Source organism: Bradyrhizobium sp. SRL28, assembly GCF_018596315.1.
Taxonomy (GTDB): Bacteria; Pseudomonadota; Alphaproteobacteria; order Rhizobiales; family Xanthobacteraceae; genus Bradyrhizobium.
On the sequence record NZ_JAHEAG010000006.1, the window covers coordinates 1 to 25,355 of the forward strand.

The following is a 25,355-nucleotide window of genomic DNA, read 5'->3' on the forward strand; positions in this document are numbered from 1 at the left end:
ACATGCACAATTGCGAGCTCCGCGAAGCAATCCATCTTTCCACTTGCGGCGTTATGGATTGCTTCGCGGAGCCTGTCATCGGGCGCGCATTTGCGCGACCCGGTAGCTCGCAATGACGGTGGAGCCGTCGGGTGAGGACGGCTCATCACGCCGCCGGCTGTGCGACGTTGTCTTCGCTGGAGAGCAGGTGAATCAGTGCGCTCTTGATCGCGGCCTGCCGGGTCGGCGCGGTGATCTGGGCGCCGAGCAAATCCGTCACGTAGAATACGTCGCGGGCGCGTTCGCCGAAGGTCGCGACATGGGCGGAGGCGATGTTGAGGTTGAGTTTCGAGATCGCGGTCGTCAGTTGATACAGCAGGCCGGGGCGGTCGAGGCCGGAAACCTCGATCACGGTGTAACGGTCCGACCACTGGTTGTTGATGGTGACCTCCGGCTCGACCACGAAAGCGCGCACCTTGCCGCGGTTGGCCGCCTTGCGGGCCACCACTTCGGGTAGCCGCAGCTTGCCTTCCAGCACCTGCTCGATCATCTCGCCGATGCGGGTGGCGCGCCGTCCCTCGTCCTCGTCGCGGTCGTATTCCCTTGATATCGCGATGGTATCGAGCGCGCGCCCGTCGGTGGTCGTGTAGATCTGCGCGTCGACGATGTTGGCGCCGGCAGACGCGCAGGCGCCTGCAATGATCGACAGCAGCCACGGATGGTCGGTCGCCAGGATCGTCAGTTCGGTGACGCCGCGCGCCTCGTCGAAGCCGACATTGATCGATAGCTGGTGCCCGGCCTGCTCGCTGGCGCGGATGAAACGCGCCTGGCGGATTTTTCGCTGCAGGTCGACCTTGAGCCAGTAGGCGGGATAGTGCCGCCCGATATAGGCGTTGAGCTCAGCTTCCGGCCACTCGTTGAACGCGGCGCGGAATTCGGACTGCGCCACCGCGATGCGCTGCGCGCGGTTCACTTCCGAGAAGCCGCCGGTCAGCACCGGCTCGGTTTCGTAATACAGCGTGCGCAGCAACTGCGCCTTCCAGCCGTTCCACACGCCGGGGCCGACACCCCTGATGTCGGCGGTGGTCAGGATGGTCAAAAGCTTCATCTGCTCGACGGATTGCACGACGGCCGCGAAATTCTCGATCGTCTTGCGGTCGGAGAGGTCGCGCGACTGCGCCACCGTGGACATTGTGAGGTGCTCTTCGATCAGCCATGCCACCAGCTCGGTATCGGCGGTGTTGAAGCCGAGCCGCGGGCACAGCCGCCGCGCCACCCTGGCGCCCGCGATCGAATGATCCTCGGGGCGGCCCTTGGCGACGTCGTGCAGCAGCGTGGTGATGTAGATCACCGCGCGATGCTCGGGCTGGATCTTGCGGAACAGGTCGCTCGCGACCGTGAACTCGTCATTGCCGCCGCGCTCGATCTCCTGCAGGTGGCCGATGCAGCGGATCAAATGCTCGTCCACCGTGTAGTGATGGTACATGTTGAACTGCATCATCGACACGATCTTGCCGAAGGCGCGGATGAAGTGACCGAGCACGCCGGTCTCGTTCATGCGCCGCAGCACGATCTCGGCGTTGTCGGATGTCAGGATCTCCATGAACAGCCGGTTGGCTTCCGGATTTTCGCGAAGCTGGGCGTTCACCAGTTTCAGCGAGCGCGTCACCGTGCGCATCGCGTCGGGGTGGAAGGCAAGGTTGTTCTTCTGCGCCAGCTGGAAGATCCGGATCAGGTTGACCGGGTCGTGCTTGAAGACGTCGGGTGCTGCGAGATTGATGCGGTTGTTGTCGATGATGAAGTCGTCGCTGTCGGGCACCCGCCGCCGCTTGGTGCCCGGCCGCAGCCGCGCCACCATGCGGCTCAAGACCGGCGCGGGCTTGGCCTGCTCGTCTTCCAGCTTGGCGCACAGGATCGCGGTGAGGTCGCCGACGTCCTTGGCGACCAGGAAGTAGTGCCTCATGAAGCGTTCGACATCCTGCATGCCGGGATGCGAGGTGTAGCCGAGCCTCACCGCGATCTCGCGCTGCATGTCGAACGACAATCGTTCCTCGGCGCGGCCGGAAACGAAATGCAGGTTGCAGCGCACCGACCACAGGAAGTCGGCGCAGCGGCGGAAGGTGCGGTACTCCTGCGCGTCGAACACGCCGCGCTCGACCAGCTCGTCGGTCTCGCGCACGCGGTAGACGTATTTGGCGATCCAGAACAGCGTGTGCAGGTCGCGCAAGCCGCCCTTGCCGTCCTTGACGTTGGGCTCGACCAGATAGCGCGATTGCCCGGCGCGGCGGTGGCGTTCTTCGCGCTCGGCGAGCTTGGCGGTGACGAATTCGGACGCCGTACCCTGCACGACGTCCTTGTCGAACCGCGCGACCAGTTCGTCATAGAGCGGCTGGTCGCCGGTCAAGAACCGCGTCTCCAGGATCGCGGTGCGGATCGTCATGTCGCCGCGCGCCTGGCGGATGCATTCGTCGACCGAGCGCGTGGCGTGGCCGACCTTCAATCCCATGTCCCACAGGCAATAGAGAATGGCTTCGGCGACCTGTTCGCCCCAGGCGGTCTGCTTGTAGGGCAGGATGAACAAGAGATCGATATCGGATTCCGGCGCCATCAGGCCGCGGCCGTAACCGCCGGTGGCGACCACAGCCATGCGCTCGGCGCCGGAGGGCACATGCGAGCGATAGAGGTGTCGCGTGGCGGCGGAGTAGAGGATGCGGATGATTTCGTCCTGCATGAAGCAGAGCCGCTCCGCGCAGCGGCGGCCGTGGCGGTCCTTCAAGAGTATCGCCTGCGCTGTGGCGCGCGCCGCGATCATCTCGGCCTTGAGCAATTGCGCCAGCGCCGAGCGAAACACGTCCTCGCGGCCGGCATGTTTTTCGGCCAAGGCATCGACCGCCGCGGTGATCCGCGCGGTGTCGAAACGTTCATCCTCCCCCGAGGGGGCCTCAGTCACGACGCTATCCATGATCTCCCCGATATCGGACGGCGCAGAGGCTGTCACGGGCGATTGTAAGGTGAGGGCAATTCTATGCTGAATTCCGAACCGCTTGGGCAATGCTGTGCTGACTCCGTAGCATTGACGGTATGTATTTTCTCGTTGCGTCGCAATCTAACTTATTGAAAAACAATGATGTTTTTCAGGACCTCAGGGAGGGCGACCATGCTCAGGATTTCACGGCGCGCAGTGGCTGCGGCCATCGCGCTTTCGACCTTGCTGCCCGGCGCGGCGTCTGCCGCCGATGCGCTCAAGGAGATTCGTATCGACTGGGCGACCTACAATCCCGTGTCGATGATCCTCAAGCAGAAGGGATTGCTGGAGAAGGAATTCGCCAAGGACGGTATCAGCGTCGTCTGGGTGCAGTCGGCCGGTTCCAACAAGGCGCTCGAATTCCTCAACGCCGGCTCGATCGATTTCGGCTCGACCGCGGGCTCGGCGGCGCTGATCGCCAGGATCAACGGCAACCCGATCAAGTCGATCTACGTCTATTCGCGTCCCGAATGGACCGCGCTGGTGACAGCTAAGGATTCCAAGATCGCCTCCGTCGCCGATCTCAAGGGCAAGCGCGTCGCGGTGACCCGCGGCACCGACCCGCACATCTTCCTGGTGCGTGCGCTGCTCGGTGCGGGGCTTACGGAAAAGGACATCACGCCGGTGCTGCTGCAGCACGCCGACGGCAAGACCGCGCTGATCCGCGGCGATGTCGATGCCTGGGCCGGTCTCGACCCGATGATGGCGCAGGCCGAAGTCGAGGAGGGCGCAAAGCTGTTCTTCCGCAAGGCGGACGCCAACACCTGGGGCATCCTCAATGTGCGCGAGCAGTTCCTGAAGGATCATCCCGACGCCGTTCGCCGCGTGCTCGCGGTTTACGAGGAAGCGCGCAAATATTCGCTGGCCAATTACGACGACCTGAAGAAGACGTTCATCGGCGTGACCAAGCTGCCGGAGGCGGTGGTCGACAAGCAGCTCAAGGAGCGCACCGAGCTGACCCACAGCCGCATCGGCGCTCCGCAGCGCGAATCCATCCTCGCCGCCGGCCTTGCGCTGCAGCAGGCCGGCGTCGTCGACGCCAAGGTCGACGTCAAGGCGACGCTGGATGCGCTGATCGACGACCAGGTCCCACTGCCGACGAATTAGGAAAGGGTGTATCGGCGTCGTCCCTGCGAAAGCAGGGACCCATACGCCGCGGCCGTTGTTGTGGTTCTCGATGGCTATCACCTTCCTTCATTACCAAAGCCGGTGGTTATGGGTCCCCGCGTTCGCGGGGACGACGAATGGATAGAGGCGCGGCTTAACCCCCACCTTGCAATCCGGCGTGAGAAGCGTTCTTGCTATGGCCATGACCGTTGAACTTCCCGCGCTGGAACGGACCGATGCGATAACGCCGCCTGCGTCGCCCGCGCGGCTGCGCCGCTATGCGCGGCCGGCGCTCGGGCTGTTGCTGCCGGTCGGGCTCGCATTGTTCTGGGAAGTCTGGGTCTGGCTCGGCTATTCCAACGGCCGGCTGGTGCCACCGCCAACCAAGATCTTCGCCACCGTGATGGAACTGGCAAAGAGCGGCGAGCTGTCGCGCCATATCACCGCCACGGTGACGCGCGTTGCCGCCGGCTTCGGGCTCGGCGTCGTCGCCGGAACCATCCTCGGCGCCATCTCCGGCTATTGGGGCCTGGCGCGGCAGTTGCTCGATCCGACCGTGCAGGCGCTGCGCGCGATTCCGTCGATCGCCTGGGTGCCGCTGTTTATCCTGTGGCTCGGCATCTTCGAAACCTCGAAGGTCGCGCTGATCGCAGTTGGCGTGTTCTTCCCGGTCTATCTCGGCGTGATGGGCGCGATCCTCTCCGTTGACCGCAAGATCGTCGAGGTCGGCCGCATCTTCCGCCTCTCGGGTCCGGCGATGATCCGCCGCATCCTGCTGCCCGCGGTGCTGCCGGCCTACGTCGTTGCGCTGCGGGTCGGACTTGGCCTGGGCTGGATGTTCGTCGTCGCGGCCGAATTCATGGGCGCGTCCGAAGGGCTCGGCTATCTCCTGATCGACGGTCAGCAGCTCGGCAAGCCGGCGCAGATCGTGGCGGCGATCGTGATCTTTGCGATCCTCGGCAAGACCACCGACTGGCTGATCGAACTCGCCAGTGCGCCCTTGCTGCGCTGGCAGGATGCGTTCGGCCGCCAGAGCGGAGCCGCCTGATGCTCGCGCTGGATAGAGTGGGCAAAACCTATCCCAACGGCGTCCACGCGCTGGAGCGTTTTTCCGCCGAGATCAGGCCCGGCGAAATCGTCGCCATCATCGGCGGCTCCGGCTGCGGAAAATCGACGCTGCTCCGCGCCATCGCCGGCCTCGACCGCGCCAGCACGGGCACGGTGACGCTGGACGACGTCACGATTACGGCGCCGCATGCCAAGATCGGGATCATCTTCCAGGAGCCGCGATTGCTGCCCTGGCTCAGCGTCGCCGACAATATAGGCTTCGGCCTGACGGATCTGCCGGCCGCTGCGCGGCGCGAGAAGGTGGCACGCGCGCTGGCGCGGGTCGGCCTTGCCGACAAGGCAAAAGCCTGGCCGCGCGAACTTTCCGGCGGGCAGGCGCAGCGGGTGGCGATTGCGCGTGCACTGGTGCCGCAGCCGGAAGTGCTGCTGCTCGACGAGCCGTTCTCCGCGCTGGATGCTTTCACGCGGCGCGACCTGCAGGATCATCTGCTCGATCTCTGGAACGACACGCGGCCGACCCTCGTTCTGGTGACGCACGACGTCGACGAGGCGGTGGTGCTGGCGGATCGCGTGCTGGTGATGCGGCCGCGGCCGGGCCGGCTGTTCGAGGCGATCAGGATCAATCTGGCGCGGCCGCGCGACCGCACCTCGCCCTTGTTCGAGAATTTCAAGCGCCATGTGCTGACCTCGCTCGATCGCTCGCTCGACCGCAATGTGCCCGATGCCGACCCAAAAACGATGGCCGGCGAAGCGATGTGGTGGTGACAGCGGCGCAATTTCGCTCTAAATCCGGCGTGGCAAAAAGAACAACCGGGAGACGAAGATGGACGCCGCCGAACTTCGCGCGATGCAGGCCCCGATCAAGGAACGCTACAAGTCCGATCCCTCCGCCGCCGTCATCACCCTGAAAGCCAAAGGCTCGATCGACAATGAAGGCATCGCCTGCAAGGTCGAGACCGGCCGCGCGCTGGCGGTAGCTGGCCTCCACCCCGCCACCGGCGGCTCCGGCCTCGAGCTCTGCTCCGGCGATATGCTGCTGGAAGCCCTGGTCGCCTGCGCCGGCGTGACGCTGAAGTCGGTGGCCACCGCCGTCGATGTTCCCCTGAAGACCGGCAACGTCATTGCCGAAGGCGACCTCGATTTTCGCGGCACGCTCGGCGTCGACAAGGAAGCCCCGGTCGGTTTCGAAGAAATCCGCCTCCGCTTCGAGGTTGGAACCGACGCGCCGCAGGACAAGCTCGACCTGCTCTTGAAACTCACCGAACGCTATTGCGTGGTCTATCAGACCATCAAGAACGGCCCGAAAGTTTCGGTGTCGATGAAGCGGGTGTGAGACGTATCAACTCGGTGTCGTCCCTGCGAAAGCAGGGACCCATAACCACCGGCGTCAGTTGGTGCAGGAAATATCAGCCTACACCTCCCGTAATCGAGAAGCCGCGGCGTATGGGTCCCTGCGTTCGCAGGGACGACGGATAGAGCATGTCCCCCGAACTCGCCTTCATCCTGACGCTCGGCCTGCGCATGGCGATCACCGCGGCGTTTGTGGTGACGGCATCCGTCGTCACCGAACGATCGGGCCCGGTGATCGGGGCGCTGATCGCGACGCTGCCGATCTCGGCCGGGCCGTCCTACGTATTCCTCGCGCTCGATCATGACGCCGCCTTCATCGCCGAGGGCGCGCTGGCAAGCCTGCCGATCAACGCCGCGACGATCTTTCTCGGGCTGACCTATGTCGTGCTGGCGCAGCGCCGTGGCGCGCTGCTCAGCTGCCTCACGGCGGTGGCCGTGTGGCTCGTGCTCGCCACGATCATCCGCTCGGTGCAATGGTCGTTGGCCGGCGGGCTGATCGCCAATGTCATCGCCTACGCCATCTGCGTCCCGTTGCTCGCCCGCTATCGCCACGCCAAAATGCCGCCGATCCGGCGCCGCTGGTACGACATCCCGCTGCGGGCATCGCTGGTCGCAACGCTGGTGGCGACGGTGGTCACGACGTCGAGCTGGGTCGGCCCCAAGGTCAGCGGCATCATCGCGCTGTTCCCGATCGTGTTCACCTCCATGATGCTGATCCTGCATCCCCGCATCGGTGGCCCGCCGACGGCGGCCGTGCTCGCCAACAGCGCCTGGGGCTTGATCGGCCTCGGCATCGCAATCGCGGTGCTGCACGTCGCGGCATTGCTGTTCGGCTCGGCGATCGGGCTGAGCCTGGCGCTGGCGACCTGTATCGGCTGGAACCTGACCCTGTGGTGGCTCGGGCGCAGGAAGGCCGCACACGCCAAGCCGCAAGTTTGATGGTTACCGACTGCGATGAGACCCGCTAAGTTGGCAACTGGACAGAACCGGGGCGCGCGGTGGAGGGATTGTACAAGGTCGAATACGACATCAGCGGCGGCACAGGCCGCAGCGTGCTGTACGCGCATGCCGGAAGAATGCTCGGCGGCAATACGGCATTCGCGCACTTCGGCGCGTACGAAAATGTAGACGGCGAAATCATCGCAAGGCTGAGGACGCGGCGCCACAGCGCCTCGCCGCACCGGAGGAATCTGGTCAGTGCCGACGCCGTTACGATCAGCATACGCGGCAAACCGCAGGGCGACGTCTGGCACTTCGCGGGCTCCGTCGTCGAAGACGCCGGCTCGGTGTTCCGCGCGGTCATGACGCCGCTCGGCAATGACGACATCCCCCCGCCAGGGCCGGTCGGCGAAGGCGGCATCGTCAGCGGGCTTTACTCGATCGACATCCGGATGCTGGACGGCATCACCGGTGGGCAAACCGGCGTGATGCTGCTGAAAGACGGCCGCATCCTGGGCGGCGACGCGTTCTTCTATTATCTCGGCGCCTATAGCTCCTTGAACGGCCGCTGGAAGGGCGAGTTCGTTAATCAGGAGCACACCCCGGCAAAGGACGAGCATCCGCTGTTCGGCGGTCATGAGGTCGGCATCGGCTTCTCGGGCCGCTGTAGTGCCGAAGGTGCAGAGATCGAGGCGACTGCGCTGGTGGGCAAGCGCAGCATCCGCTTCGCGGCGACGCTGAAATTGATCGAGCCCTTTGCCGGCTAAGAGGAGCTAGCTTCGTAGCCCGGATGGAGCGAAGCGAAATCCGGGCTACGGCTCGTCACCCCTTCGGCAATTTCGCCTTCAGCGCATACAACGCCTCCAGCGCCTCGCGCGGGGACATCTCGTCGGGATGCAGCGCCTTCACGGCTTCCATCATTTGCTCCGCCTCGCTCGGCGGCGCGGCTTCCGCGGCGGCGCGGGAGGGGACGGCGAACAGCGGCAGGTCGTCGGCGAGCGCGCGGGCGGTCTGGCCGCGGTCTTGCGCTTCGAGTTTCGCCAGCACTGATTTGGCGCGCGTGATCACTGCCGGCGGAAGGCCTGCGAGTTTGGCGACCTGGATGCCGTAGGAGCGGTCCGCCGAACCGGGCAGCACCTCATGCAGGAACACGACGTCGCCCTGCCACTCCTTGACGCGCACGGTGGCGTTGAACATCCGCGGCAGTTTGGCGGAAAGCGCGGTCAGCTCGTGATAATGGGTGGCGAACAGCGCGCGGCAGCGGTTGGCTTCATGCAGATGCTCGATCGCGGCCCAGGCGATCGACAGGCCGTCGAAGGTGGCGGTGCCGCGGCCGATTTCGTCCAGGATGACCAGCGAGCGCTCGCTGGCCTGGTTGAGGATGACGGCGGTCTCGACCATCTCGACCATGAAGGTCGATCGTCCCCGCGCAAGATCATCCGCCGCGCCGACGCGGCTGAACAGCCGATCGACGACGCCAATCCGCGCGCGCGACGCCGGCACATAGGAGCCGATCTGCGCCATCAGCGCGATCAGCGCGTTCTGGCGGAGGAAGGTCGATTTGCCCGCCATGTTGGGGCCAGTGATCAGCCAGATCTGGCCGGATTTCTGCGCGGGCCCCGGCGAGAGATCGCAGGCATTGGCGATGAACGGATGTCCGTCGCGCTTCAGCGCCTGTTCGACGACGGGATGACGGCCGCCCTCGACGGCGAAGCCGAGCGAGCCATCGACCTCGGGCCGCACGTAATTGTCGTCGACGGCGAGCTTCGCCAGCGCGGTCGCGACATCGAGCAGCGCGAACGCATGTGCGGCGGCGCGCAGATCGTCGCTGGCCGCAAGCGCCATCGCGCAGAGCCGCTCGAAGATTTCCAGCTCAAGATTCAGCGCTCGGTCGCCGGCGTTGGCGATCTTGGCCTCGATCTCGCCGAGCTCGGACGTGGTGAAGCGAACCTGGCCTGCCAGCGTCTGGCGATGGATGAAGGTCGCGTTCAACGGCGGCGCCATCAGCTTGTCGCCGTGCTGCGCCGTCACCTCGACGAAGTAGCCCAGCACATTGTTGTGACGAATCTTGAGCGCCTTGATGCCGGTGTCCTCGGCATAGCGCGCCTGCATCGCGGCGACGACGAGGCGGGAGGCATCGCGCAGATTCCGGCTCTCGTCGAGCGCGGGCTCATAGCCTTCGCGGATGAAGCCGCCGTCGCGCTTGATCAGCGGCAGTTGCTCGGCGAGTGCGCGTTCGAATTCGTGGGCGAGGTCGCGCGAGGGACGACGCAGCGCCTCCATCACGGCAACGATTTCAGAGGGTGGCGCTTCGAGTTGCGCGAGCCGCGCCAGCGCCTGATCTGCCGCAAGGATGCCGTCGCGCAAGCCAGCAAGATCGCGCGGGCCACCGCGTCCGACCGATAGCCGCGCCAAAGCGCGCGACATGTCGGGTGCGGCGCGCAGCGTGGTCCTCACATCGTCACGCGCCGCACTGTCGACGACAAAGGCGGCAATCGCGTCCAGCCGCCGCGCGATTCCCGCGCTGTCGGTGAGCGGGGCGGCGAGGCGTTGCGCCAATAGCCGCGATCCCGCGGCGGTGACCGTGCAATCAATCGCGTCGAGCAACGATCCGCGCCGCTCGCCAGCCAGCGTGCGGGTCAATTCGAGATTGGCGCGGGTGGCGGGGTCAATCGCCATGGTGGTGCCCGCCGCCTCGCGCGACGGCGGCGACAGTGGCAGACGTTTTCCGACCTGCGTGCGGTCGATATAGGTCACGGCCGCGGCCGCCGCGGTCGCTTCCAGCCGCGACATCGCGGAGAGGCCATCCATGGTCGCGACCGCGAAATAGTCGCACAGCCGCCGCTCGGCGGTGGCGCCGTCGAAGACGTCGCGGGTGAGCGGCGTTACCGACGGCAGTTCGCGCAGCAGCGGGCCGAGGTCGGCATCGCCATAGAGCGCGTCGGTGACGATCACCTCATTCGGATTGATCCGCGCCAGCGTCGCCGCGAGTTCCGCGGTCGAGCATTCCGTCACCATGAACTCAGACGTCGAAATGTCGATCCAGGCGAGGCCAATGCGATCCCCGCCGGCAGAGGCGCGGGCGCGGGCGATCGCCAGCAGATAGTTATTGGTGCGGGCGTCCAGCAGCGTGTCTTCGGTCAGCGTGCCCGGCGTCACCAGCCGCACCACGCCGCGGGCCACCACGCTCTTGTTGCCGCGGGCGCGTGCCGCGGCGGGATTCTCGGTCTGCTCGCACACGGCAACGCGGTGGCCGGCATTGATCAGCCGATGCAGATAGTCCTCGGAGCGCTCCACCGGCACGCCGCACATCGGGATGTCCATGCCCTGGTGCTTGCCGCGCTTGGTCAGCACGATGCCCAGCGTTTTGGAGGCGATCTCGGCGTCCTCGAAGAACAGCTCGTAGAAATCGCCCATCCGGTAGAACAGCAAGAGCCCGGGATGGGCGGCCTTGATCTCGAGGTACTGTTCCATCATCGGCGTGACGCGTGAATTTGCGTCAGCGGCGGGCGCGGCCTCGGGAGGTGCAGGGGCAGGGATGGATTGCTGGATCGTCATTGCGGGCGGCAAGCTACAAAATTTCTCCGCCCGGTCCTATTCCCTTACCCCCATTGTCAGAGTTTTCCACGCCCCACGCCGAATAATTGGTCACGCCCGCATGACGGGCATCCCGCCGGAGCACGACAGGAGTGGCAAGCCTCAATTGACCTGCCGCGGGCACGCTCCTAAAACTCGCCAACAGTTCCAGCGGGTCAACGCCTAAAGCACGGCATTCAGGGAGAGATTCTATGCGTGATGTATTCATTTGCGATGCCGTCCGGACCCCGATCGGCCGTTTCGGCGGCTCGCTCGCCAAGGTGCGCGCCGACGATCTGGCCGCGACCCCGATCAAGGCCCTGATGGCGAAGCATCCCAATCTCGACTGGTCGCAGGTGGATGAGGTGTTTTTCGGCTGCGCCAACCAGGCCGGCGAGGACAACCGCAACGTCGCGCGGATGGCACTGTTGCTCGCGGGCATCCCGGAATCGGTTCCCGGCCAGACCCTCAATCGGCTTTGCGCGTCGGGTCTCGATGCGGTCGGCGCCGCGGGCCGGGCGATTCGATCAGGCGAAATCGATTTCGCGATTGCCGGCGGCGTCGAATCGATGACGCGCGCGCCGTTTGTGATGGGCAAGGCGCCGGAAGCGTTTTCGCGCTCGGCCGAGATTTACGACACCACCATCGGCTGGCGCTTCATCAATCCGCTCATGAAGGCGCAGTACGGCGTCGATGCGATGCCGGAAACCGGCGAGAACGTCGCCGAGGAATTCCAGGTCTCGCGCGCCGACCAGGATGCGATGGCGATTCGCTCCCAGCAGCGCGCGGGCGCTGCGATTGCGGCCGGTTATTTCGCCGAGGAAATCACGCCCGTGTCGGTGCCGGGCGGCAAGGCCGGGCCTGTGATCGTCGACAAGGATGAGCATCCGCGCCCCGAGACCACGCTGGAGGGCCTCACCAAGCTGAAGCCGATCGTGCGCAACCCCGGCACGGTGACGGCGGGCAATGCGTCCGGCGTCAATGACGGCGCGGCCGCGATGATCCTCGCGTCGGAAGCCGCCGTGAAGAAGCATGGGCTGACGCCGCGGGCGCGCATCCTAGGGTTAGCCTCGGCCGCGGTGCCGCCGCGCATCATGGGCATCGGCCCGGTGCCGGCGACCAAGAAGCTGATGGAGCGGCTCGGCATCAAGATCTCTGACTTCGACTTGATCGAGCTCAATGAAGCCTTCGCCTCGCAGGGCATAGCCTGTTTGCGGCAACTGGGCGTCAAGGACGACGCCGACTTCGTCAACCCGCATGGCGGCGCGATCGCGCTCGGCCATCCGCTGGGCATGAGCGGCGCGCGGCTGGCGTTGACGGCGGTACACGGCATGGAGAAGCGGGGCGGGAAGCTTGCCTTGGCAACCATGTGCGTCGGCGTCGGCCAAGGCGTTGCGGTCGCGATCGAAAAGATCAACTGAAACAACTATTTGGGAGGGCAAAAAACAGCGCTTCCCCAAATTAGTTATGTCATATAATGATCGGGCGGCGCGGCTTCGCGACAAAATTGCAAAAACAATTTTGCGCTAGGGCGCAAGGCGAGGGAGGAATTCGTCATGACATTGGTCTATCCAGTGCAAAGTCTCGCGGCGCATCCGCCGCGGCTGTCCCCCGCCTACAAGAGCACGGTCAAGCGCTCGCCCTCGAAGCCGCTGATTCCGATGCGGCACACGCTGTCGGAATTGACCGGGCCGGTCTACGGCCACGAGACGGTGCGCGAGAACGACCACGACCTCACCGTTCAAGGCAAGGGCGAGCCGCTTGGCGAGCGCATCATCGTGCACGGCCATGTGCTCGATGAAGACGGCCGCGGCGTGCCGAACACGCTGGTCGAACTGTGGCAGGCCAATGCCTGCGGCCGCTACGTGCATGTCGTCGATCAGCATCCCGCGCCGCTTGATCCGAATTTCACCGGCGCCGGCCGCGCGCAGTCGGACGCGCAGGGTTACTATCGCTTCGTCACCATCAAGCCCGGCGCCTATCCCTGGGGCAACCACCACAACGCCTGGCGGCCGGCCCACATCCACTTCTCGGTGTTCGGCCATTCGTTCGTCTCGCGCCTCGTCACGCAGATGTATTTTCCCGGCGATCCCTTGTTCCCGTTCGATCCGATCTTCAATTCGGTGACCGACGAGAAGGCGCGCGACCGGATGATTTCCTCGTTCGATCTGGAGAACACTAAGCCGGATTGGGCGCTGTGCTACCGTTTCAACATTGTGCTGCGCGGGCGCAACGCCACGCCGATGGAGAACAAATAAGTGGAACAGGCCAAACCGGACGGTGTTACTCCGTCGCAGACCGTCGGCCCCTATTTCGCCTATGGGCTGACGCCGAACGGCAAATACGACTGGAACGACACGTTCAGCAATAATCTCGTGACAGCGGATACCTCGGGCGAACGCATTCGCATCGAGGGACAAGTGTTCGATGGCGACGGCGAGGTCGTGCCGGATTGCATGCTGGAGATCTGGCAGGCGGATGCCCAAGGGCGCTTCTCCGACCCGCAGGACAAACGGGCGCTGCCGAATACGTCATTCAAGGGCTTCGGCCGGATCGGTACCGATGCGAACGGCGGATTCGTCTTCAACACCATCAAGCCCGGGCAGGTCGCCGATCCCGACGGCAAGCCGCAGGCGCCGCATATCGTGCTCGCCGTGTTCGCGCGCGGCATGCTCTTGCACAATTATTCGCGGATCTATTTTGATGGCGAGGCGGCCAACGCCGCCGATCCAGTGCTGGCGCTGGTGCCGGCCGACCGCCGCGCCACGCTGATCGCGACGCGGCAGCCGGGCAACGGCAACGCGGTCTATCGCTTCGACATCCACTTGCAGGGCGACAAAGAAACCGTGTTCTTCGACGTGTAGACGCGGCCGCCGGGGGTGCGGAATGATCATCGGGCGTCAGCAGGATGTCACGGTTACGGCCACTTCCGTGATGGAGCGGACGTCCGATCCGCGGTTGCGCGAGATCATGGTGTCGCTGGTCAAGCACCTGCACGGCTTCGTCCGCGACACCAGGCTGACTGAAGCGGAATTCCGCGAGGCCACTGCGATTCTCGCCGAAATGGGCCGTCAATCGACCGATACGCACAACGAAGTCGTGCTGATGGCGGGCTCGCTCGGCGTTTCCTCGCTGGTCTGCCTTCTGAACAATGGCGACCAGGGCAACACCGAGACGGCGCAATCATTGCTCGGGCCGTTCTGGCGATTGAATTCTCCCCGCGTCGAAAACGGCGGCTCGATCGTCCGGTCCGAAACGCCGGGCGCGGCCCTCTTTGTCAACGCACGTGTCGTGGACCATGCCGGCAATCCGGTTGCCGGGGCGGAGGTGGATGTATGGCACACCTCACCGGTCGGCCTTTACGAGAACCAGGACCCCGAACAGGCGGAGATGAACCTGCGCGGCAAGTTCACGACCGATGCCGATGGTCGCTTCGCCTTTCGCTCGGTGATGATGGTCGGCTATCCGATCCCGACCGATGGCGTGGTCGGGCGGCTGTTGCAGGTGCAGGGCCGGCATCCTTACCGGCCGGCACATCTGCATGCGCTGATCTTCAAGCCGGGATTCAAGGTCCTGATCTCGCAGGTCTACGATCCCGCCGATCCGCACATTGACAGCGACGTGCAGTTTGGCGTGACCAAGGCGTTGATCGGCGATTTCGTGCGTCATGACGAGCCGCATCCGACCGCCACGGATGTCCGCGCGCCCTGGTATTCGCTCGACCATGTCTACAGGATGGAGGCGGGCGAGGCCGTATTGCCGCGCCCGCCGATCAAGTAGGATTATCCAGATTCCCGGCGATGTCTGTCGCCGCCCCGCAAACGCCATTGGCGCCTGACGAGGTCATCATGCCGTCGTTCTCCCTCGCCGCGCTGACCGTCCTCGAACTCGCGCCCCCTGCGTTGATCGACGTCGCCGCCGCCTGCGGCTATCAGCAGGTCGGGCTCCGGCTGCTGCCTGCCATGCAAGGCGGCGTTGCCTATCCGCTGATGGAAGACGAGGCCGGCCTGAAGGAGACCCTCGCCAGGCTGGATGCGACCGGCATCACCGTGGCTGACCTCGAAGTGGTCGCGCTCCGGCCGGAAACCGAGATCGCCGCATTCTCTGCGTTTTTCGAGACGGGTGCGCGGCTCGGCGCCAAGCACATCCTGGTCGCCGCCTACGATCCCGACCTCGGCCGGCTCAGGGATCGCTATGCGGCCTTCTGCGAGGCCGCGGCCCCCTACGGATTGTCCGCCGACCTCGAATTCATGCCATGGACGTCCGCTCCTGACCTTGCGACCGCGAGCAGCATTGTCGCGCAGGTAGATCAGCCAAATGCCGGCGTGCTGGTGGATGCGCTGCATTTCGACCGGTCGAGGAGTTCGATCGACGAACTCGCGCGCGTCCCCGCGCACCGGCTGCATTATTGGCAGATGTGCGACGCCCCCGCCGAGCGGCCCACCACGACGGAGGCCATGATCCATGCCGCCCGCCACGCGCGGATGTTTCCGGGCGAGGGCGGCATCGATCTCGTCTCGCTGACGCGCGCCATGCCGGCGGATATCACGGTCAGTATCGAAGTCCCGACCGCCGAGCTTGCGAAGACGATGGATGCGAAGGCGCGGGCGCAGCGCGCGCTCATCGCCGCCAGGAATGTGATTGCCGGATCGCGCGATGGTGCCTGATCGTCAATTTCGAGGCAGCCAGAGATTTTCCTCCGGACTGGCCGGTGCGCCGATTGAAGATGATAGTATCTCGCAAGTTCATGCCCGGAGTTGCCGTACATGATGACGCTTCGCCAGGTCGAGGTGATCCGCGCCGTGATGGTGACCGGCACGATCGGCGGGGCTGCGAGGCTTCTGAATGTGTCGGCTCCCGGCATCAGTCGGCTGGTGAAATACACCGAGAAGTCCCTGGGCGTCCGCTTCTTCCAGCGCCAGAACGGGCGCTATTTCCCGACGGCGGAAGCCCGCAACATCTTCGAGCAGATCAACGGCGTCTACGAGAAGATGGATGATCTCACCGAGATCATCTCCAAGATCGGTCGCGGCGATCTGTCCGAGCTGCGTATCGGCTCAGTACCCAGCATCTCGCAGGTCATGGTGCCGCGCGCTATCGAGCGGGTGCGGCGCCGCTATCCCGAACTGCGGATTGACATCAACATCCTCAAGATCGAGGAGGCCGTCGATTATCTGCTGCTGGGCCGTGGCGATTGCGTCGCCATGAGTTACCGGCTCGAGCATCCCGGCCTCGATTTCCTGCCGCTGGCGTCGGGCGAGTTGTTCTGCATCGTGCCGGCAGGGCATGAGCTTGCCGGATGCAAGCAGGTCTCGGCCGCGGAGATCATCCGCTATCCGCTGATCGGCATCGATCCCAATGATCCCTATGGACGGATCATGGCGGAGATATTTGCGCGCAACAAACTCGACTACGACATCACCATCCGCGCGCGCTTCGGCACAACCGTGTGCGCGCTGGTCAAGGCCGGCCTCGGCATTGCCGTGATCGACCAGTTCACCGTCGCCCATGGCGGTTATCCCGGCGTCGAATTGCTCAGGATAGTCGAGCCGACCAGGTTCGACACTTACATTGCGGTGAAACGCGGTGCGCCGCTGTCGCTTCACATCGAGCATTTCATCGAATGTCTGCGCTCGGAAATGCGCGCCGTTGGACCGGGCAAGGCGGCGCCGCGAAAGCCCGATTCCAAGCCCCGCAAGGAAATAACGGCGCGCAAGAAATAACATGATGTTATCTATCCGGCATAAATGGGTAATTGTGTTAGGTCGGCAAAACGCTATCGTCTGGGCGGATCGGGGCGTATCTCGAACCGACCGCCGCCAACGCGCATTGGGACCGATGACGAGATCATGAGCCCTGCCGCCCGACCGCTTGCTCCAGCCGACCGCCGCTTTCTCACCGGCCTGATCGGCGCGCCGATTGCCCATTCGGCGTCGCCGGCGATGCATGAGCGGGCCGCCGAAGCGCTCGGCGCGCATTGCCATTACCAACTGATCGAAGTGGCCGGCGCCGACCGCGAGGAATTGCGGCTGCTGCTCGACGGCGTGCGCCGTCTGGGCTTTGCAGGGGTCAACGTCACCTTTCCCTACAAGGAGGCGGTGGTCGCCCTGCTCGATGAATTGTCGCCGGGCGCGCAGGCGATCGGCGCGGTCAACACCGTCGTGGTCCGCGATGGCCGGCTGATCGGACATAACACCGACACCACAGGATTTGCCCGGGCGATCACCGAGCTTGTCCGTGACCCCGCGCAGAGCACCGTTGCCGTGATCGGCGCAGGCGGCGTCGGCAAGGCGATTACGTTTGCGCTGGCCGGGATCGGCGTCGCCGAGATCAGGATCTTCGACACCGACCGCGCCAAGGCTGCGCAACTCGCCAGCCAGATCGGGAAACGCGGCAAAACGAGTGTTGTCGGCAGCGTCGAGGACGCCATGAGCGGCGCCACCGGGATCGTCAACAGCTCGCCGGTCGGCATGTTGCCGAACCGCGGCACGCCGGTGCCGGATGCTCTGTTGCACAAGGATATATGGGTGGCCGACGCAGTCTACACGCCGCTCTGGACGCCGCTGTTGAACGCCGCAAAGGCTGAGGGTGCCGAGGTCATGACCGGGCGCGAGCTCGCGATTTATCAGGCCGCGGACGCATTCGAATTATTCACGGGACTGAAGCCATCGGCCGTCGAGATGGGAAATGCATTCGACGCCGTGATGGCCAGACGCTACGCTAAAGTGAACGCAGCCTAAAACGCGGCCGGTCACAAGGTCGCTTGTCGTAACGAGAAGAGGGGATGGAAATGAGATCTGGAATTTTCGCAGGACTCCTGCTTGCCACCGTGTCGGCCGCAGCCGCATTCGCGCAAGGCGGCCCGATCAAGCTCGCCAATGTCGCCGAGCTGTCCGGCGGCGGCGCCACCGTCGGCACCAACTGGAAGAATGGCATCGATCTTGCGATCGAGGAGATCAACGCCAAGGGCGGTGTTCTTGGCCGTAAGCTCGAAGTGACGCATGCGGATTCGCAGTCGAATCCCGGCGTCGCGCGTGCGCAGGTACAAAAGGCGCTCGACAATGAACCCTACGTCCTGCTCGGCCCCGGCTACTCCGGCTCCGTCAAGGTCACTTCGCCGCTCGCCGCCGAAGCCGGCATCGCGCAGATCATGGGCGGCGAGGCCGCTGAACTGACGCAGGGCGGCAACAAGTTCCTGTTCCGCACTTCGTTCGGCCAGCAATCCTCGATGCCGAAGGTCGCCAAATACATCAACGACGAGCTGAAGGCGAAGTCGGTCGCGATCGTCTGGGTCAACAATGATTTCGGCAAGGGCGGCCGCGACGTCATCACCAAGGAATTCGCCAAGTACAACATCAAGGTCGCGGCTGACATCTCGACCGAAGCGGGCCAGGCTGATTTCGCCGCCGACGTCAGCAAGATCAAGGCCGCGGCGCCCGATGCGGTGTTCGTCTATGTCAACGAGGAAGAGAGCGCGCGGATGCTCAAGGAGCTGAAGCGCCAGGCAATCACCGTGCCGCTGATGGGCGAGACCACGCTGGTCGGCCAGAAGGTCGTCGAACTCGCCGGCGACGCGGCGAACGGCGCGCGCGGGCATGTCGGCCTGACCACCGATGCACCGGTCGATCTCGTCAAGGCGTTCCGCGAAAAGTTCCTCAAGAAGTACAATTACGTCCCCGACCATAACGGGCTGAAGGGTTATCTCGCGATCTACATGATCAAGGCCACCACCGAGAAGATGGGCAAGGTCGACGCCAAGGCGTTCGCCGACACTCTGCACGGCCTCACCATCAAGGCCGCCAGCGAGCCCGGCATCCTGATGGATGTGACCTTCGATGAGAAGGGTGACATCGACCGCCAGGGATTCCTGGTCGAGATCGTCGACGGCAAGCAGGTCGTCAAGCAGGTATTGCCGAAACTGAACTGAGTCGCGACGGGGCGTGCGCTTGAGCGCACGCCCCCGAGATCAGCATGGTGAAAATGATTGACGCCGTCCGCATGTGACGGGTGAGGGGAGGAGCATGTCCAATCTGCTCGATCTGCTGGTGGCAGGCCTTGCGACCGGGGCGATCTACGCCCTCGTTGCAGTCGGCTTCACGCTGCTGTGGCAGACATCGCAAACCATCAATTTCGCGCAGGGCGAATTCGTGATGCTGCCGGCATTCCTGATGCTGGCGGTGATGCATGTGGGCGCGCCATTCTGGCTCGCCATCCTCATCGGCATCCTGCTGTCGCTGCTGCTGCTGGGGCTCGGCTTCAAGCTGCTGCTGGTCGATCCGATGTTGCGGCACGGCGTGCTGCCGCTGGCGATTGCGACCATGGCGCTGGCGATCGGCATGAAGGAGGCGGTGAAGCAGTTCTTCAGCGCCGAAGCGTCGCCGTTCCCCTCCATCGTACCTGCCGGTGACGTTTCGATACTCGGCCGGGTGGTCTCGTTGCAGAGCCTTGGTGTGCTCGCACTCGCGATCGCGGTGGTGATCGGATTGACCATGCTCCTGAACCGCACGTCGATTGGCCACCAGATGCAGGCGACCGCGCAGAACCCGACAGTCGCCCGCATCATCGGCGTGCCGGTCGAACGCATGATCCTGATGACGTTCCTGATCAACGCGTTTCTGGTGGCGCTGGCCTCGTTGCTGATTACGCCGATCTATCTGGCGAAATTCTCCTCCGGTGAAGTGCTGGGGCAGGCCGCCTTCATCGCGGCGATCGTCGGCGGCTTCAACCAGGTGCGCGGCGCGATCGCCGGTGGCCTGTTGATCGGTGTGGTCGACAATCTGGCGGCCGCCTATGTGTCGACGCAGTACCGCGCCGCGGTGCCGCTGATCCTCCTGATCGTCATCATCCTGTTCCGGCCGCAGGGCCTGCTTGGTCGGCCCGAGGAGCGCACGGTATGACCGCCACCGGGAAATATCTGCGTATCGGGCTCGGCGTCGCCGTCATCGCGGCCCTGATCATCGTGCCGATGAACTTCAACCGCTACGGCCTCTACATCCTGAGCCAGTGGGCTGTCATGACGATCGCCGCGATGGGGCTCAATCTGACGCTCGGCTATGCAGGCCAGGTTTCGCTGGCGCAGGGCGCGTTCGTCGGCATCGGGGCCTATGCAGCGGCGATCATGACCACGCAGGGCGGCATGCCGCTGATTGCGGCGCTCGGCGTCGCCATTGTGCTGTGCTTTGCGATTGGCTGGATTCTGGGTTATCCGGCGCTGCGCGTGCAGCATCACTATCTTGCCTTCGTGACGCTGGCGTTCTCGACACTCGCGTTCCTGGTGTTCCGCAACGAGGACTGGCTCACCAAGGGTATCTACGGCATATCAAACATTCCGCGGCCCAATGTCATGGGCTTCGCCACCAACCGGCCGCTGCCGTTCTATTACTTCTGTCTCGGCTCGCTCGGCATCGTCTCGCTGGCGATGTGGTGGCTGATCCGCTCGCCCTGGGGCCGCGCCTTCGTGGCGCTGCGCGAAAATCCGGTGCGGGCGCTATCGCTCGGCATCGACACGCGGCGCTATACGCTGATGGCGTTTGCGATCGGGTCGGCGCTTGGCGGCGTCGCCGGCACGCTCTATGCGCCGCTGACGCAATATATCGATCCGGTTCCCTTCAACCTCTCGCTCTCGCTCGATCTGTTGATGATGGTGATCGTCGGCGGTTCCGGATTCTTCTTCGGGCCGTTCCTCGGCGCGATGATTGCGGTGCTGCTGCCGGAGTGGCTGCGCTTCACGCAGGGCTATTACCTGATGCTCTACGCGGTGGCTGTGATGCTGCTCCTGATCTATTCGCCGACCGGCATCCTCGGCATCCTCGACCGCTATCTGACCGAGCGCCGCACCAAGGCGGCATCCGCGCTGCGCGCGGTGGCGAAATCCAGACTGGAGACGGCGCCATGACCGCAGTTCTCGAAGTCAGCGACGTCAAAAAGAGTTTTGGGGGCATCAAGGCCGTCGACGGCGTCAGCTTCGACGTGCAGGAGGGCGAGATCCTCGGCCTGATCGGCCCGAACGGCTGCGGCAAGTCCACCCTCTTCAACTGCATCCTTGGCCAGCTCACGCCGACCGGTGGCGAGGTCAAGGTCGACGGCAAGGTCGTCACTGGATTGCGGCCGTCCGAACTGAATCGTCTGGGCGTCAGTCGTACCTTCCAGCTTCTGCAGGTGTTTCCAAAACTCTCGGTGCGGGAGAATTTGATCCTCGCCGGGCAGGAGCATCAGGGCAACATGATGTCGCGGCTGCTCGGCCCCTCCGACGCCGGACTATCGGCGGCGGCCGACCAGATGATCGGCTTCTTCAAGCTCGATCATCTCGCGACCGAAGCGGCCGGCGGCCTGTCCTACGGCCAGCAGAAACTGCTCGACGCCGCCATGGCGTTCATGGGCGGACCGCGGCTGGTGCTGCTCGATGAACCCGCCGGCGGCGTCAACCTCACCATGCTCGGCGATCTCAAGGAACGGCTGGCGGCGATCAACCGCGAAAAGCGCGCCACCTTCGTGGTGATCGAGCACAACATGGAATTCGTGATGTCGCTGTGCACCCGCGTCATGGTGATGGCGGAAGGCAAGCTGCTGGCGATGGGCACACCAAGCGAAGTCCGCGCCAATCCCGCCGTCATCGAAGCTTATCTCGGTCATTAAAGGACCAGCCCATGAGCGACACCATCCTGGATGTTCAAGGCCTCGTCGGCGGCTATGGCAAGATGACGATCCTCAACGGCACCAGCTTTTCGGTGCCGGCGGGCTCCATCACCACCGTCATCGGCCCGAACGGCGCTGGAAAATCCACCGTGTTCAAGGCGATCTTCGGCCTCTTGAAGCTGCGCGAAGGCAAAATCCTGTTTAGAGGGCGCGATGTCACCGGCCTGAGCCAGCGCGAATTGCTGACATCAGGCATCTGCTACGTGCCACAGGGACGTAATATTTTTCCGGAGCTGTCGGTCCGCGACAACATCCAGCTCGGTGCCGTCGTCGCCGGGCGCGACATCACCGATTTGCCTGCCCGGATCGAGGCGGCGCTCGATAAATTCCCGGTGCTGCGCAAGAAGGCGACCCAGCAGGCTTCCACGCTGTCGGGCGGCGAGCAGAAGCAGCTCGAAGTCGCGCGCGGCCTGCTGCTCAATCCGCAATTGGTGTTGATCGACGAACCTTCAATCGGGCTGTCGCCGCTGATGGTGCAGCAGACCTTCAACATTCTGAAGGATTTGCGCGACCGCGGCGTATCGATCCTGATGATAGAGCAGAACGCCCGCTCCGCGCTCGAGATTTCCGATTACGGCATCGTGCTCGAGCTGGGCCAGACCCGGCTTGTCGACACCGCGCAACGCGTGCTGAACGACCCCCGCATCGGGCAATTGTTCCTGGGCGGCGCCATGACGGAAACGGCCGCATGAACAGCACGTTGCGGATCGGCGTGGCGGGTGCGGGGCTGATCGGCCGCAAACATATCGAGCTGGTCGCGGCGTCGCCTGATTGCGTCTTGGCCGGGATCGCCGATCCCTCGCCCGAGGCAAAGGCGTTTGCCGAATCGCGCCGGATTCCCTGGTACGCCGATCATCGCGCCTTGCTGGAGCGGGAGACGCCTGACGGGATGATCGTCGCGTCACCCAACGCGCTGCATCTACCGATGGCGCTCGATTGCGTCGCGCGCGGGGTCCCCGCGCTGGTTGAGAAGCCGGTGACCGACACCGTCGCATCCGCGCAGCGCCTTTGCGAAGCAGTGCGACGCAGCGGCGTGCCGGTTCTGGTCGGCCACCATCGCCGCCACAATCCCCGTATCAAGGCGATACGCGAGAAGGTCGCCGGCGGCGAGATCGGCCAGCTCACGGCCGTCGTCGGCTTGTGGCTGCTGAAGAAGCCGGACGACTATTTCGATGTCGCATGGCGGCGCGAGGCAGGCGGCGGGCCGTTGCTGATCAATCTGGTGCATGACATCGACAATCTGCGCTTCATCTGCGGCGAGATATCTGAGGTTCAGGCCATGACCTCGAGCAAGGCGCGCGGCTTCGCTGTCGAGGACACCGCCGGCCTGCTGTTGAAATTCGCAGGCGGCGCGATTGGCACGGTAACGCTGTCGGATACGACGCCAGCGCCGTGGAGCTGGGAACTGTCATCGGGCGAGAACGCCGCCTATCCGAAGCAGGACCAGCCTTGCTATCTGTTCGCCGGCACTAAGGGGTCGCTGTCGGTGCCCACCATGGAGCTGTGGTCGTATCCGGGCGAAGGCGGCTGGTATGCGCCGCTCTCCCGTGCCACGGTCGATGTGCCCTCGGCAGATCCGCTTGTGGAGCAGCTCCGGCATTTCCGTGCGGTGATCGCGAGAAGCGAGGTCCCGCTGATTTCCGCCGCGGACGCCATGGGGACGCTTGCCGTGGTCGAAGCGGTGCGCGAAGCGGCGCTTACCGGCGCGCGCGTTTCCCCGGGCTGGATCATGGAGAAGGCCGCATGAACAAGCGCTCGATCGCCACGGTTTCGCTCAGCGGCGCCCTCGACGAAAAGCTCCGCGCCATCGCCGCCGCCGGCTTCGACGCCGTCGAGATCTTCGAGAACGATCTGCTGTCGTTCAGCGGCAGCCCGCGCGACGTCGGCCAGATGTGCCGGGATCTCGGGCTTTCGATCTGCGCTTTCCAGCCGTTCCGTGACTTCGAGGGCATGCCGGAGCCGCAGCGCACCCGCAACTTTGCGCGCGCCGAGCGCAAGTTCGACCTGATGCAGGAGCTGCAGACCGATCTGATGCTGATCTGCAGCAATATTTCGCCGGCCTCGCTCGGCGGTATCGACCGCGCGGCTGCCGATTTCCGTGAACTGGGCGAACGTGCCGCCGCGCGGGGCTTGCGCGTCGGCTATGAGGCGCTCGCCTGGGGACGCCACGTCAACGATTATCGCGACGCCTGGGAGATCGTGCGTCGCGCCGACCACAAATCGATCGGCATCATTCTAGACAGTTTTCACGCGCTGGCGCCGTCGTTTCCGACGATGCCGATTCAATCGATCCCGGCCGACAAGATCTTTCTGGTGCAACTGGCCGACGCGCCGAAACTCGGCCTCGACGTGCTGTCCTGGAGCCGGCACTTCCGCTGCTTCCCGGGCCAGGGCGACCTCCCGGTCGCGCCGTTCGTGGAAGCTGTGCTCGCCACCGGCTATGCGGGCCCGCTGTCGCTGGAAATATTCAACGACCAGTTTCGCGCCGGCTCCGCGGTCCGAACCGCGACCGATGGGCTGCGCTCGCTCATCCTGCTCGAGGATGACGTCCGCGGCGCGGCGGCGGGCGCGCCTGCGAGGCCGCTGCAGCCGAAGGCGAAGAGCCGCGGCGTCGGCTTCATCGAATTCGCCGTCAGCGAAGAGAAAGCCCGCGACCTCGCCGCGCTGTTCGGCCAGCTCGGTTTTCGCAAAACCGGCGCGCATCGCAGCAAGGACGTCGAACGCTGGTCGCAGGGCCAAATCGATCTCGTGATCAATTGCGAGCCTGATGGCTTCGCGCATTCGCACTTTGTCGCGCACGGTCCCGGTGTCTGCGCCATCGCCGTTGATGTGGATGACGCCGCCAGGACCATGGCGCGCGCGGAGGCGCTGCAGGCGCGGACCTTCTACCAGCCCGTCGGGCCGGGCGAACTCGAAATTCCGGCGATCCGCGGCGTTGGCGGCAGCCTGCTGTATTTCCTGGAAGAGGCCGGAAAGAACTGGGACCTCGATTTCGAGGCGCTGCGCAGCAATGCGGCCGGCGATCGGCTCGATGCGGTCGACCATATCTCGCAGTCGATGCCCTATGACGAGATGCTGTCGTGGCTGTTGTTCTACACCGGCATTCTCGATCTGGAACGCCTGCCGCAGATGGAGATCGCGGACCCGGTTGGCCTCGTGCAGAGCCAGGCGCTGATCAACGGCAGCGAAAACCTGCGCGTGGTGCTCAACGGCTCGTCGGCGACGCGCACGCTGTCGGCCCGCTTCATCCACGAATTCTTCGGCTCCGGCGTCCAGCATGTCGCGTTCTCCTGCCGCGATATCTTCGCGGCGGTCGCCGACATGCGCGCGCGCGGCGCGGACTTCCTCAGGATTCCCGACAATTACTACGACGACATCGAAGCCAAATATGGTCTCGACGCCGACATGATGGCCGCGCTTCGCCACAACCAGATTCTCTACGACCGCGAAGGCGAGGGCGAATTCTTCCAGGTCTACACGCACGCGTTCGACGAGCGGTTCTTCTTCGAGATCGTCGAGCGCCGTGACTATCACGGCTTCGGCGCCGCCAACGCCGCGATCAGGCTGGCGGCCCAGACCAGGGAATCGCGGCCACTGACGATGCCTAAGGCGTGAC

22 protein-coding genes are annotated in these 25,355 nt (G+C 64.6%); 20 read left to right on the top strand and 2 right to left on the bottom strand.

Annotated elements, in window-relative coordinates; genetic code table 11:
• Window positions 1-145: 145 nt before the first annotated feature.
• The gene (locus tag KIP88_RS15715; protein ID WP_214488842.1) at window positions 146-2,941 is read right to left on the bottom strand and encodes a [protein-PII] uridylyltransferase; all 2,796 of its coding nucleotides are present in this window, start codon (window positions 2,939-2,941) and stop codon (window positions 146-148) included.
• A gap of 195 nt (window positions 2,942-3,136) precedes the next feature.
• On the opposite strand from KIP88_RS15715, the gene KIP88_RS15720 reads away from it, so the two are divergent.
• From KIP88_RS15720 to KIP88_RS15745, 6 genes are all read left to right on the top strand, one after another.
• The gene (locus KIP88_RS15720; protein WP_214488843.1) at window positions 3,137-4,111 is read left to right on the top strand and encodes an aliphatic sulfonate ABC transporter substrate-binding protein; all 975 of its coding nucleotides are present in this window, start codon (window positions 3,137-3,139) and stop codon (window positions 4,109-4,111) included.
• Window positions 4,112-4,307: 196 nt separating this feature from the next.
• Entirely contained in the window at window positions 4,308-5,159 is an 852-nt protein-coding gene (locus KIP88_RS15725; RefSeq protein WP_214488844.1) for an ABC transporter permease, read from the top strand.
• Window positions 5,159-5,944 (top strand): ABC transporter ATP-binding protein, encoded by a 786-nt coding sequence (locus KIP88_RS15730; RefSeq protein WP_214488845.1) that lies wholly within the window; start codon window positions 5,159-5,161, stop codon window positions 5,942-5,944. The genes KIP88_RS15725 and KIP88_RS15730 overlap by 1 nt, the downstream gene beginning before the upstream one ends.
• Before the next feature lie 58 nt (window positions 5,945-6,002).
• Window positions 6,003-6,512: an OsmC family protein gene (locus KIP88_RS15735; protein WP_214488846.1), complete on the top strand. Its 510-nt coding sequence runs from the start codon at window positions 6,003-6,005 to the stop codon at window positions 6,510-6,512.
• A gap of 146 nt (window positions 6,513-6,658) precedes the next feature.
• Window positions 6,659-7,468, top strand: a complete 810-nt coding sequence (locus KIP88_RS15740) for a hypothetical protein (protein ID WP_214488847.1) — start codon at window positions 6,659-6,661, stop codon at window positions 7,466-7,468.
• A gap of 59 nt (window positions 7,469-7,527) precedes the next feature.
• On the top strand, window positions 7,528-8,235 hold the full coding sequence (locus tag KIP88_RS15745) for a hypothetical protein (protein WP_214488848.1): 708 nt from the start codon (window positions 7,528-7,530) through the stop codon (window positions 8,233-8,235).
• Window positions 8,236-8,290: 55 nt separating this feature from the next.
• Here KIP88_RS15745 and mutS read toward each other — a convergent pair whose 3' ends face one another.
• The gene (gene mutS / locus KIP88_RS15750; RefSeq protein ID WP_214489088.1) at window positions 8,291-11,026 is read right to left on the bottom strand and encodes a DNA mismatch repair protein MutS; all 2,736 of its coding nucleotides are present in this window, start codon (window positions 11,024-11,026) and stop codon (window positions 8,291-8,293) included.
• A gap of 230 nt (window positions 11,027-11,256) precedes the next feature.
• Here mutS and pcaF point away from each other — a divergent pair, with 230 nt between their 5' ends.
• From pcaF to KIP88_RS15820, 14 genes are all read left to right on the top strand, one after another.
• On the top strand, window positions 11,257-12,465 hold the full coding sequence (pcaF, locus tag KIP88_RS15755; RefSeq protein ID WP_214488849.1) for a 3-oxoadipyl-CoA thiolase: 1,209 nt from the start codon (window positions 11,257-11,259) through the stop codon (window positions 12,463-12,465).
• Window positions 12,466-12,600: 135 nt separating this feature from the next.
• The gene (gene pcaH / locus KIP88_RS15760; RefSeq protein ID WP_214488850.1) at window positions 12,601-13,302 is read left to right on the top strand and encodes a protocatechuate 3,4-dioxygenase subunit beta; all 702 of its coding nucleotides are present in this window, start codon (window positions 12,601-12,603) and stop codon (window positions 13,300-13,302) included.
• Complete coding sequence (gene pcaG / locus KIP88_RS15765) at window positions 13,303-13,908, top strand: protocatechuate 3,4-dioxygenase subunit alpha (RefSeq protein ID WP_214488851.1); 606 nt, start codon at window positions 13,303-13,305, stop codon at window positions 13,906-13,908.
• 22 nt (window positions 13,909-13,930) lie between these two features.
• Window positions 13,931-14,824 carry a dioxygenase gene (locus KIP88_RS15770; RefSeq protein ID WP_214488852.1) on the top strand — a complete coding sequence of 298 codons (894 nt, stop codon included), beginning with the start codon at window positions 13,931-13,933 and terminating at the stop codon, window positions 14,822-14,824.
• Window positions 14,825-14,844: 20 nt separating this feature from the next.
• Complete coding sequence (locus KIP88_RS15775) at window positions 14,845-15,711, top strand: sugar phosphate isomerase/epimerase (RefSeq protein ID WP_249790822.1); 867 nt, start codon at window positions 14,845-14,847, stop codon at window positions 15,709-15,711.
• A gap of 99 nt (window positions 15,712-15,810) precedes the next feature.
• On the top strand, window positions 15,811-16,767 hold the full coding sequence (locus tag KIP88_RS15780) for a LysR family transcriptional regulator (protein WP_214488853.1): 957 nt from the start codon (window positions 15,811-15,813) through the stop codon (window positions 16,765-16,767).
• Window positions 16,768-16,893: 126 nt separating this feature from the next.
• Window positions 16,894-17,784, top strand: coding sequence for a shikimate dehydrogenase (locus tag KIP88_RS15785; RefSeq protein ID WP_214488854.1), 891 nt, complete (start codon window positions 16,894-16,896; stop codon window positions 17,782-17,784).
• Window positions 17,785-17,834: 50 nt separating this feature from the next.
• Window positions 17,835-18,971: an ABC transporter substrate-binding protein gene (locus tag KIP88_RS15790; RefSeq protein ID WP_214488855.1), complete on the top strand. Its 1,137-nt coding sequence runs from the start codon at window positions 17,835-17,837 to the stop codon at window positions 18,969-18,971.
• Between the two features lie 94 nt (window positions 18,972-19,065).
• Window positions 19,066-19,941 carry a branched-chain amino acid ABC transporter permease gene (locus tag KIP88_RS15795; RefSeq protein ID WP_214488856.1) on the top strand — a complete coding sequence of 292 codons (876 nt, stop codon included), beginning with the start codon at window positions 19,066-19,068 and terminating at the stop codon, window positions 19,939-19,941.
• A complete protein-coding gene (locus tag KIP88_RS15800; protein WP_214488857.1) occupies window positions 19,938-20,939 on the top strand; it encodes a branched-chain amino acid ABC transporter permease in 1,002 nt (333 codons plus the stop codon). The genes KIP88_RS15795 and KIP88_RS15800 overlap by 4 nt, the downstream gene beginning before the upstream one ends.
• Complete coding sequence (locus KIP88_RS15805; RefSeq protein WP_214488858.1) at window positions 20,936-21,679, top strand: ABC transporter ATP-binding protein; 744 nt, start codon at window positions 20,936-20,938, stop codon at window positions 21,677-21,679. The genes KIP88_RS15800 and KIP88_RS15805 overlap by 4 nt, the downstream gene beginning before the upstream one ends.
• 11 nt (window positions 21,680-21,690) lie before the next feature.
• The gene (locus tag KIP88_RS15810) at window positions 21,691-22,431 is read left to right on the top strand and encodes an ABC transporter ATP-binding protein (RefSeq protein ID WP_214488859.1); all 741 of its coding nucleotides are present in this window, start codon (window positions 21,691-21,693) and stop codon (window positions 22,429-22,431) included.
• Complete coding sequence (locus tag KIP88_RS15815) at window positions 22,428-23,486, top strand: Gfo/Idh/MocA family protein (protein ID WP_214488860.1); 1,059 nt, start codon at window positions 22,428-22,430, stop codon at window positions 23,484-23,486. Before KIP88_RS15810 ends, KIP88_RS15815 begins: the two co-directional genes overlap by 4 nt.
• Window positions 23,483-25,354, top strand: a complete 1,872-nt coding sequence (locus KIP88_RS15820) for a bifunctional sugar phosphate isomerase/epimerase/4-hydroxyphenylpyruvate dioxygenase family protein (protein ID WP_214488861.1) — start codon at window positions 23,483-23,485, stop codon at window positions 25,352-25,354. The genes KIP88_RS15815 and KIP88_RS15820 overlap by 4 nt, the downstream gene beginning before the upstream one ends.
• The last annotated feature ends 1 nt before the right edge of the window (window position 25,355 follow it).

Bases quoted from the DNA above. Each gene is read 5' to 3' on its own strand.
- KIP88_RS15790 (WP_214488855.1), top strand. From the start codon at position 17,835: ATGAGATCTGGAATTTTCGCAGGACTCCTGCTTGCCACCGTGTCGGCC.
- KIP88_RS15815 (WP_214488860.1), top strand. From the start codon at position 22,428: ATGAACAGCACGTTGCGGATCGGCGTGGCGGGTGCGGGGCTGATCGGC.
- KIP88_RS15725 (WP_214488844.1), top strand. From the start codon at position 4,308: ATGGCCATGACCGTTGAACTTCCCGCGCTGGAACGGACCGATGCGATA.
- KIP88_RS15780 (WP_214488853.1), top strand. From the start codon at position 15,811: ATGATGACGCTTCGCCAGGTCGAGGTGATCCGCGCCGTGATGGTGACC.
- KIP88_RS15800 (WP_214488857.1), top strand. From the start codon at position 19,938: ATGACCGCCACCGGGAAATATCTGCGTATCGGGCTCGGCGTCGCCGTC.
- KIP88_RS15795 (WP_214488856.1), top strand. From the start codon at position 19,066: ATGTCCAATCTGCTCGATCTGCTGGTGGCAGGCCTTGCGACCGGGGCG.
- KIP88_RS15810 (WP_214488859.1), top strand. From the start codon at position 21,691: ATGAGCGACACCATCCTGGATGTTCAAGGCCTCGTCGGCGGCTATGGC.
- KIP88_RS15740 (WP_214488847.1), top strand. From the start codon at position 6,659: ATGTCCCCCGAACTCGCCTTCATCCTGACGCTCGGCCTGCGCATGGCG.
- KIP88_RS15720 (WP_214488843.1), top strand. From the start codon at position 3,137: ATGCTCAGGATTTCACGGCGCGCAGTGGCTGCGGCCATCGCGCTTTCG.
- pcaH (WP_214488850.1), top strand. From the start codon at position 12,601: ATGACATTGGTCTATCCAGTGCAAAGTCTCGCGGCGCATCCGCCGCGG.
- mutS (WP_214489088.1), bottom strand. From the start codon at position 11,026: ATGACGATCCAGCAATCCATCCCTGCCCCTGCACCTCCCGAGGCCGCG.
- KIP88_RS15775 (WP_249790822.1), top strand. From the start codon at position 14,845: ATGTCTGTCGCCGCCCCGCAAACGCCATTGGCGCCTGACGAGGTCATC.
- pcaF (WP_214488849.1), top strand. From the start codon at position 11,257: ATGCGTGATGTATTCATTTGCGATGCCGTCCGGACCCCGATCGGCCGT.
- KIP88_RS15730 (WP_214488845.1), top strand. From the start codon at position 5,159: ATGCTCGCGCTGGATAGAGTGGGCAAAACCTATCCCAACGGCGTCCAC.
- KIP88_RS15715 (WP_214488842.1), bottom strand. From the start codon at position 2,941: ATGGATAGCGTCGTGACTGAGGCCCCCTCGGGGGAGGATGAACGTTTC.
- KIP88_RS15805 (WP_214488858.1), top strand. From the start codon at position 20,936: ATGACCGCAGTTCTCGAAGTCAGCGACGTCAAAAAGAGTTTTGGGGGC.
- KIP88_RS15785 (WP_214488854.1), top strand. From the start codon at position 16,894: ATGAGCCCTGCCGCCCGACCGCTTGCTCCAGCCGACCGCCGCTTTCTC.
- KIP88_RS15820 (WP_214488861.1), top strand. From the start codon at position 23,483: ATGAACAAGCGCTCGATCGCCACGGTTTCGCTCAGCGGCGCCCTCGAC.
- KIP88_RS15770 (WP_214488852.1), top strand. From the start codon at position 13,931: ATGATCATCGGGCGTCAGCAGGATGTCACGGTTACGGCCACTTCCGTG.
- KIP88_RS15735 (WP_214488846.1), top strand. From the start codon at position 6,003: ATGGACGCCGCCGAACTTCGCGCGATGCAGGCCCCGATCAAGGAACGC.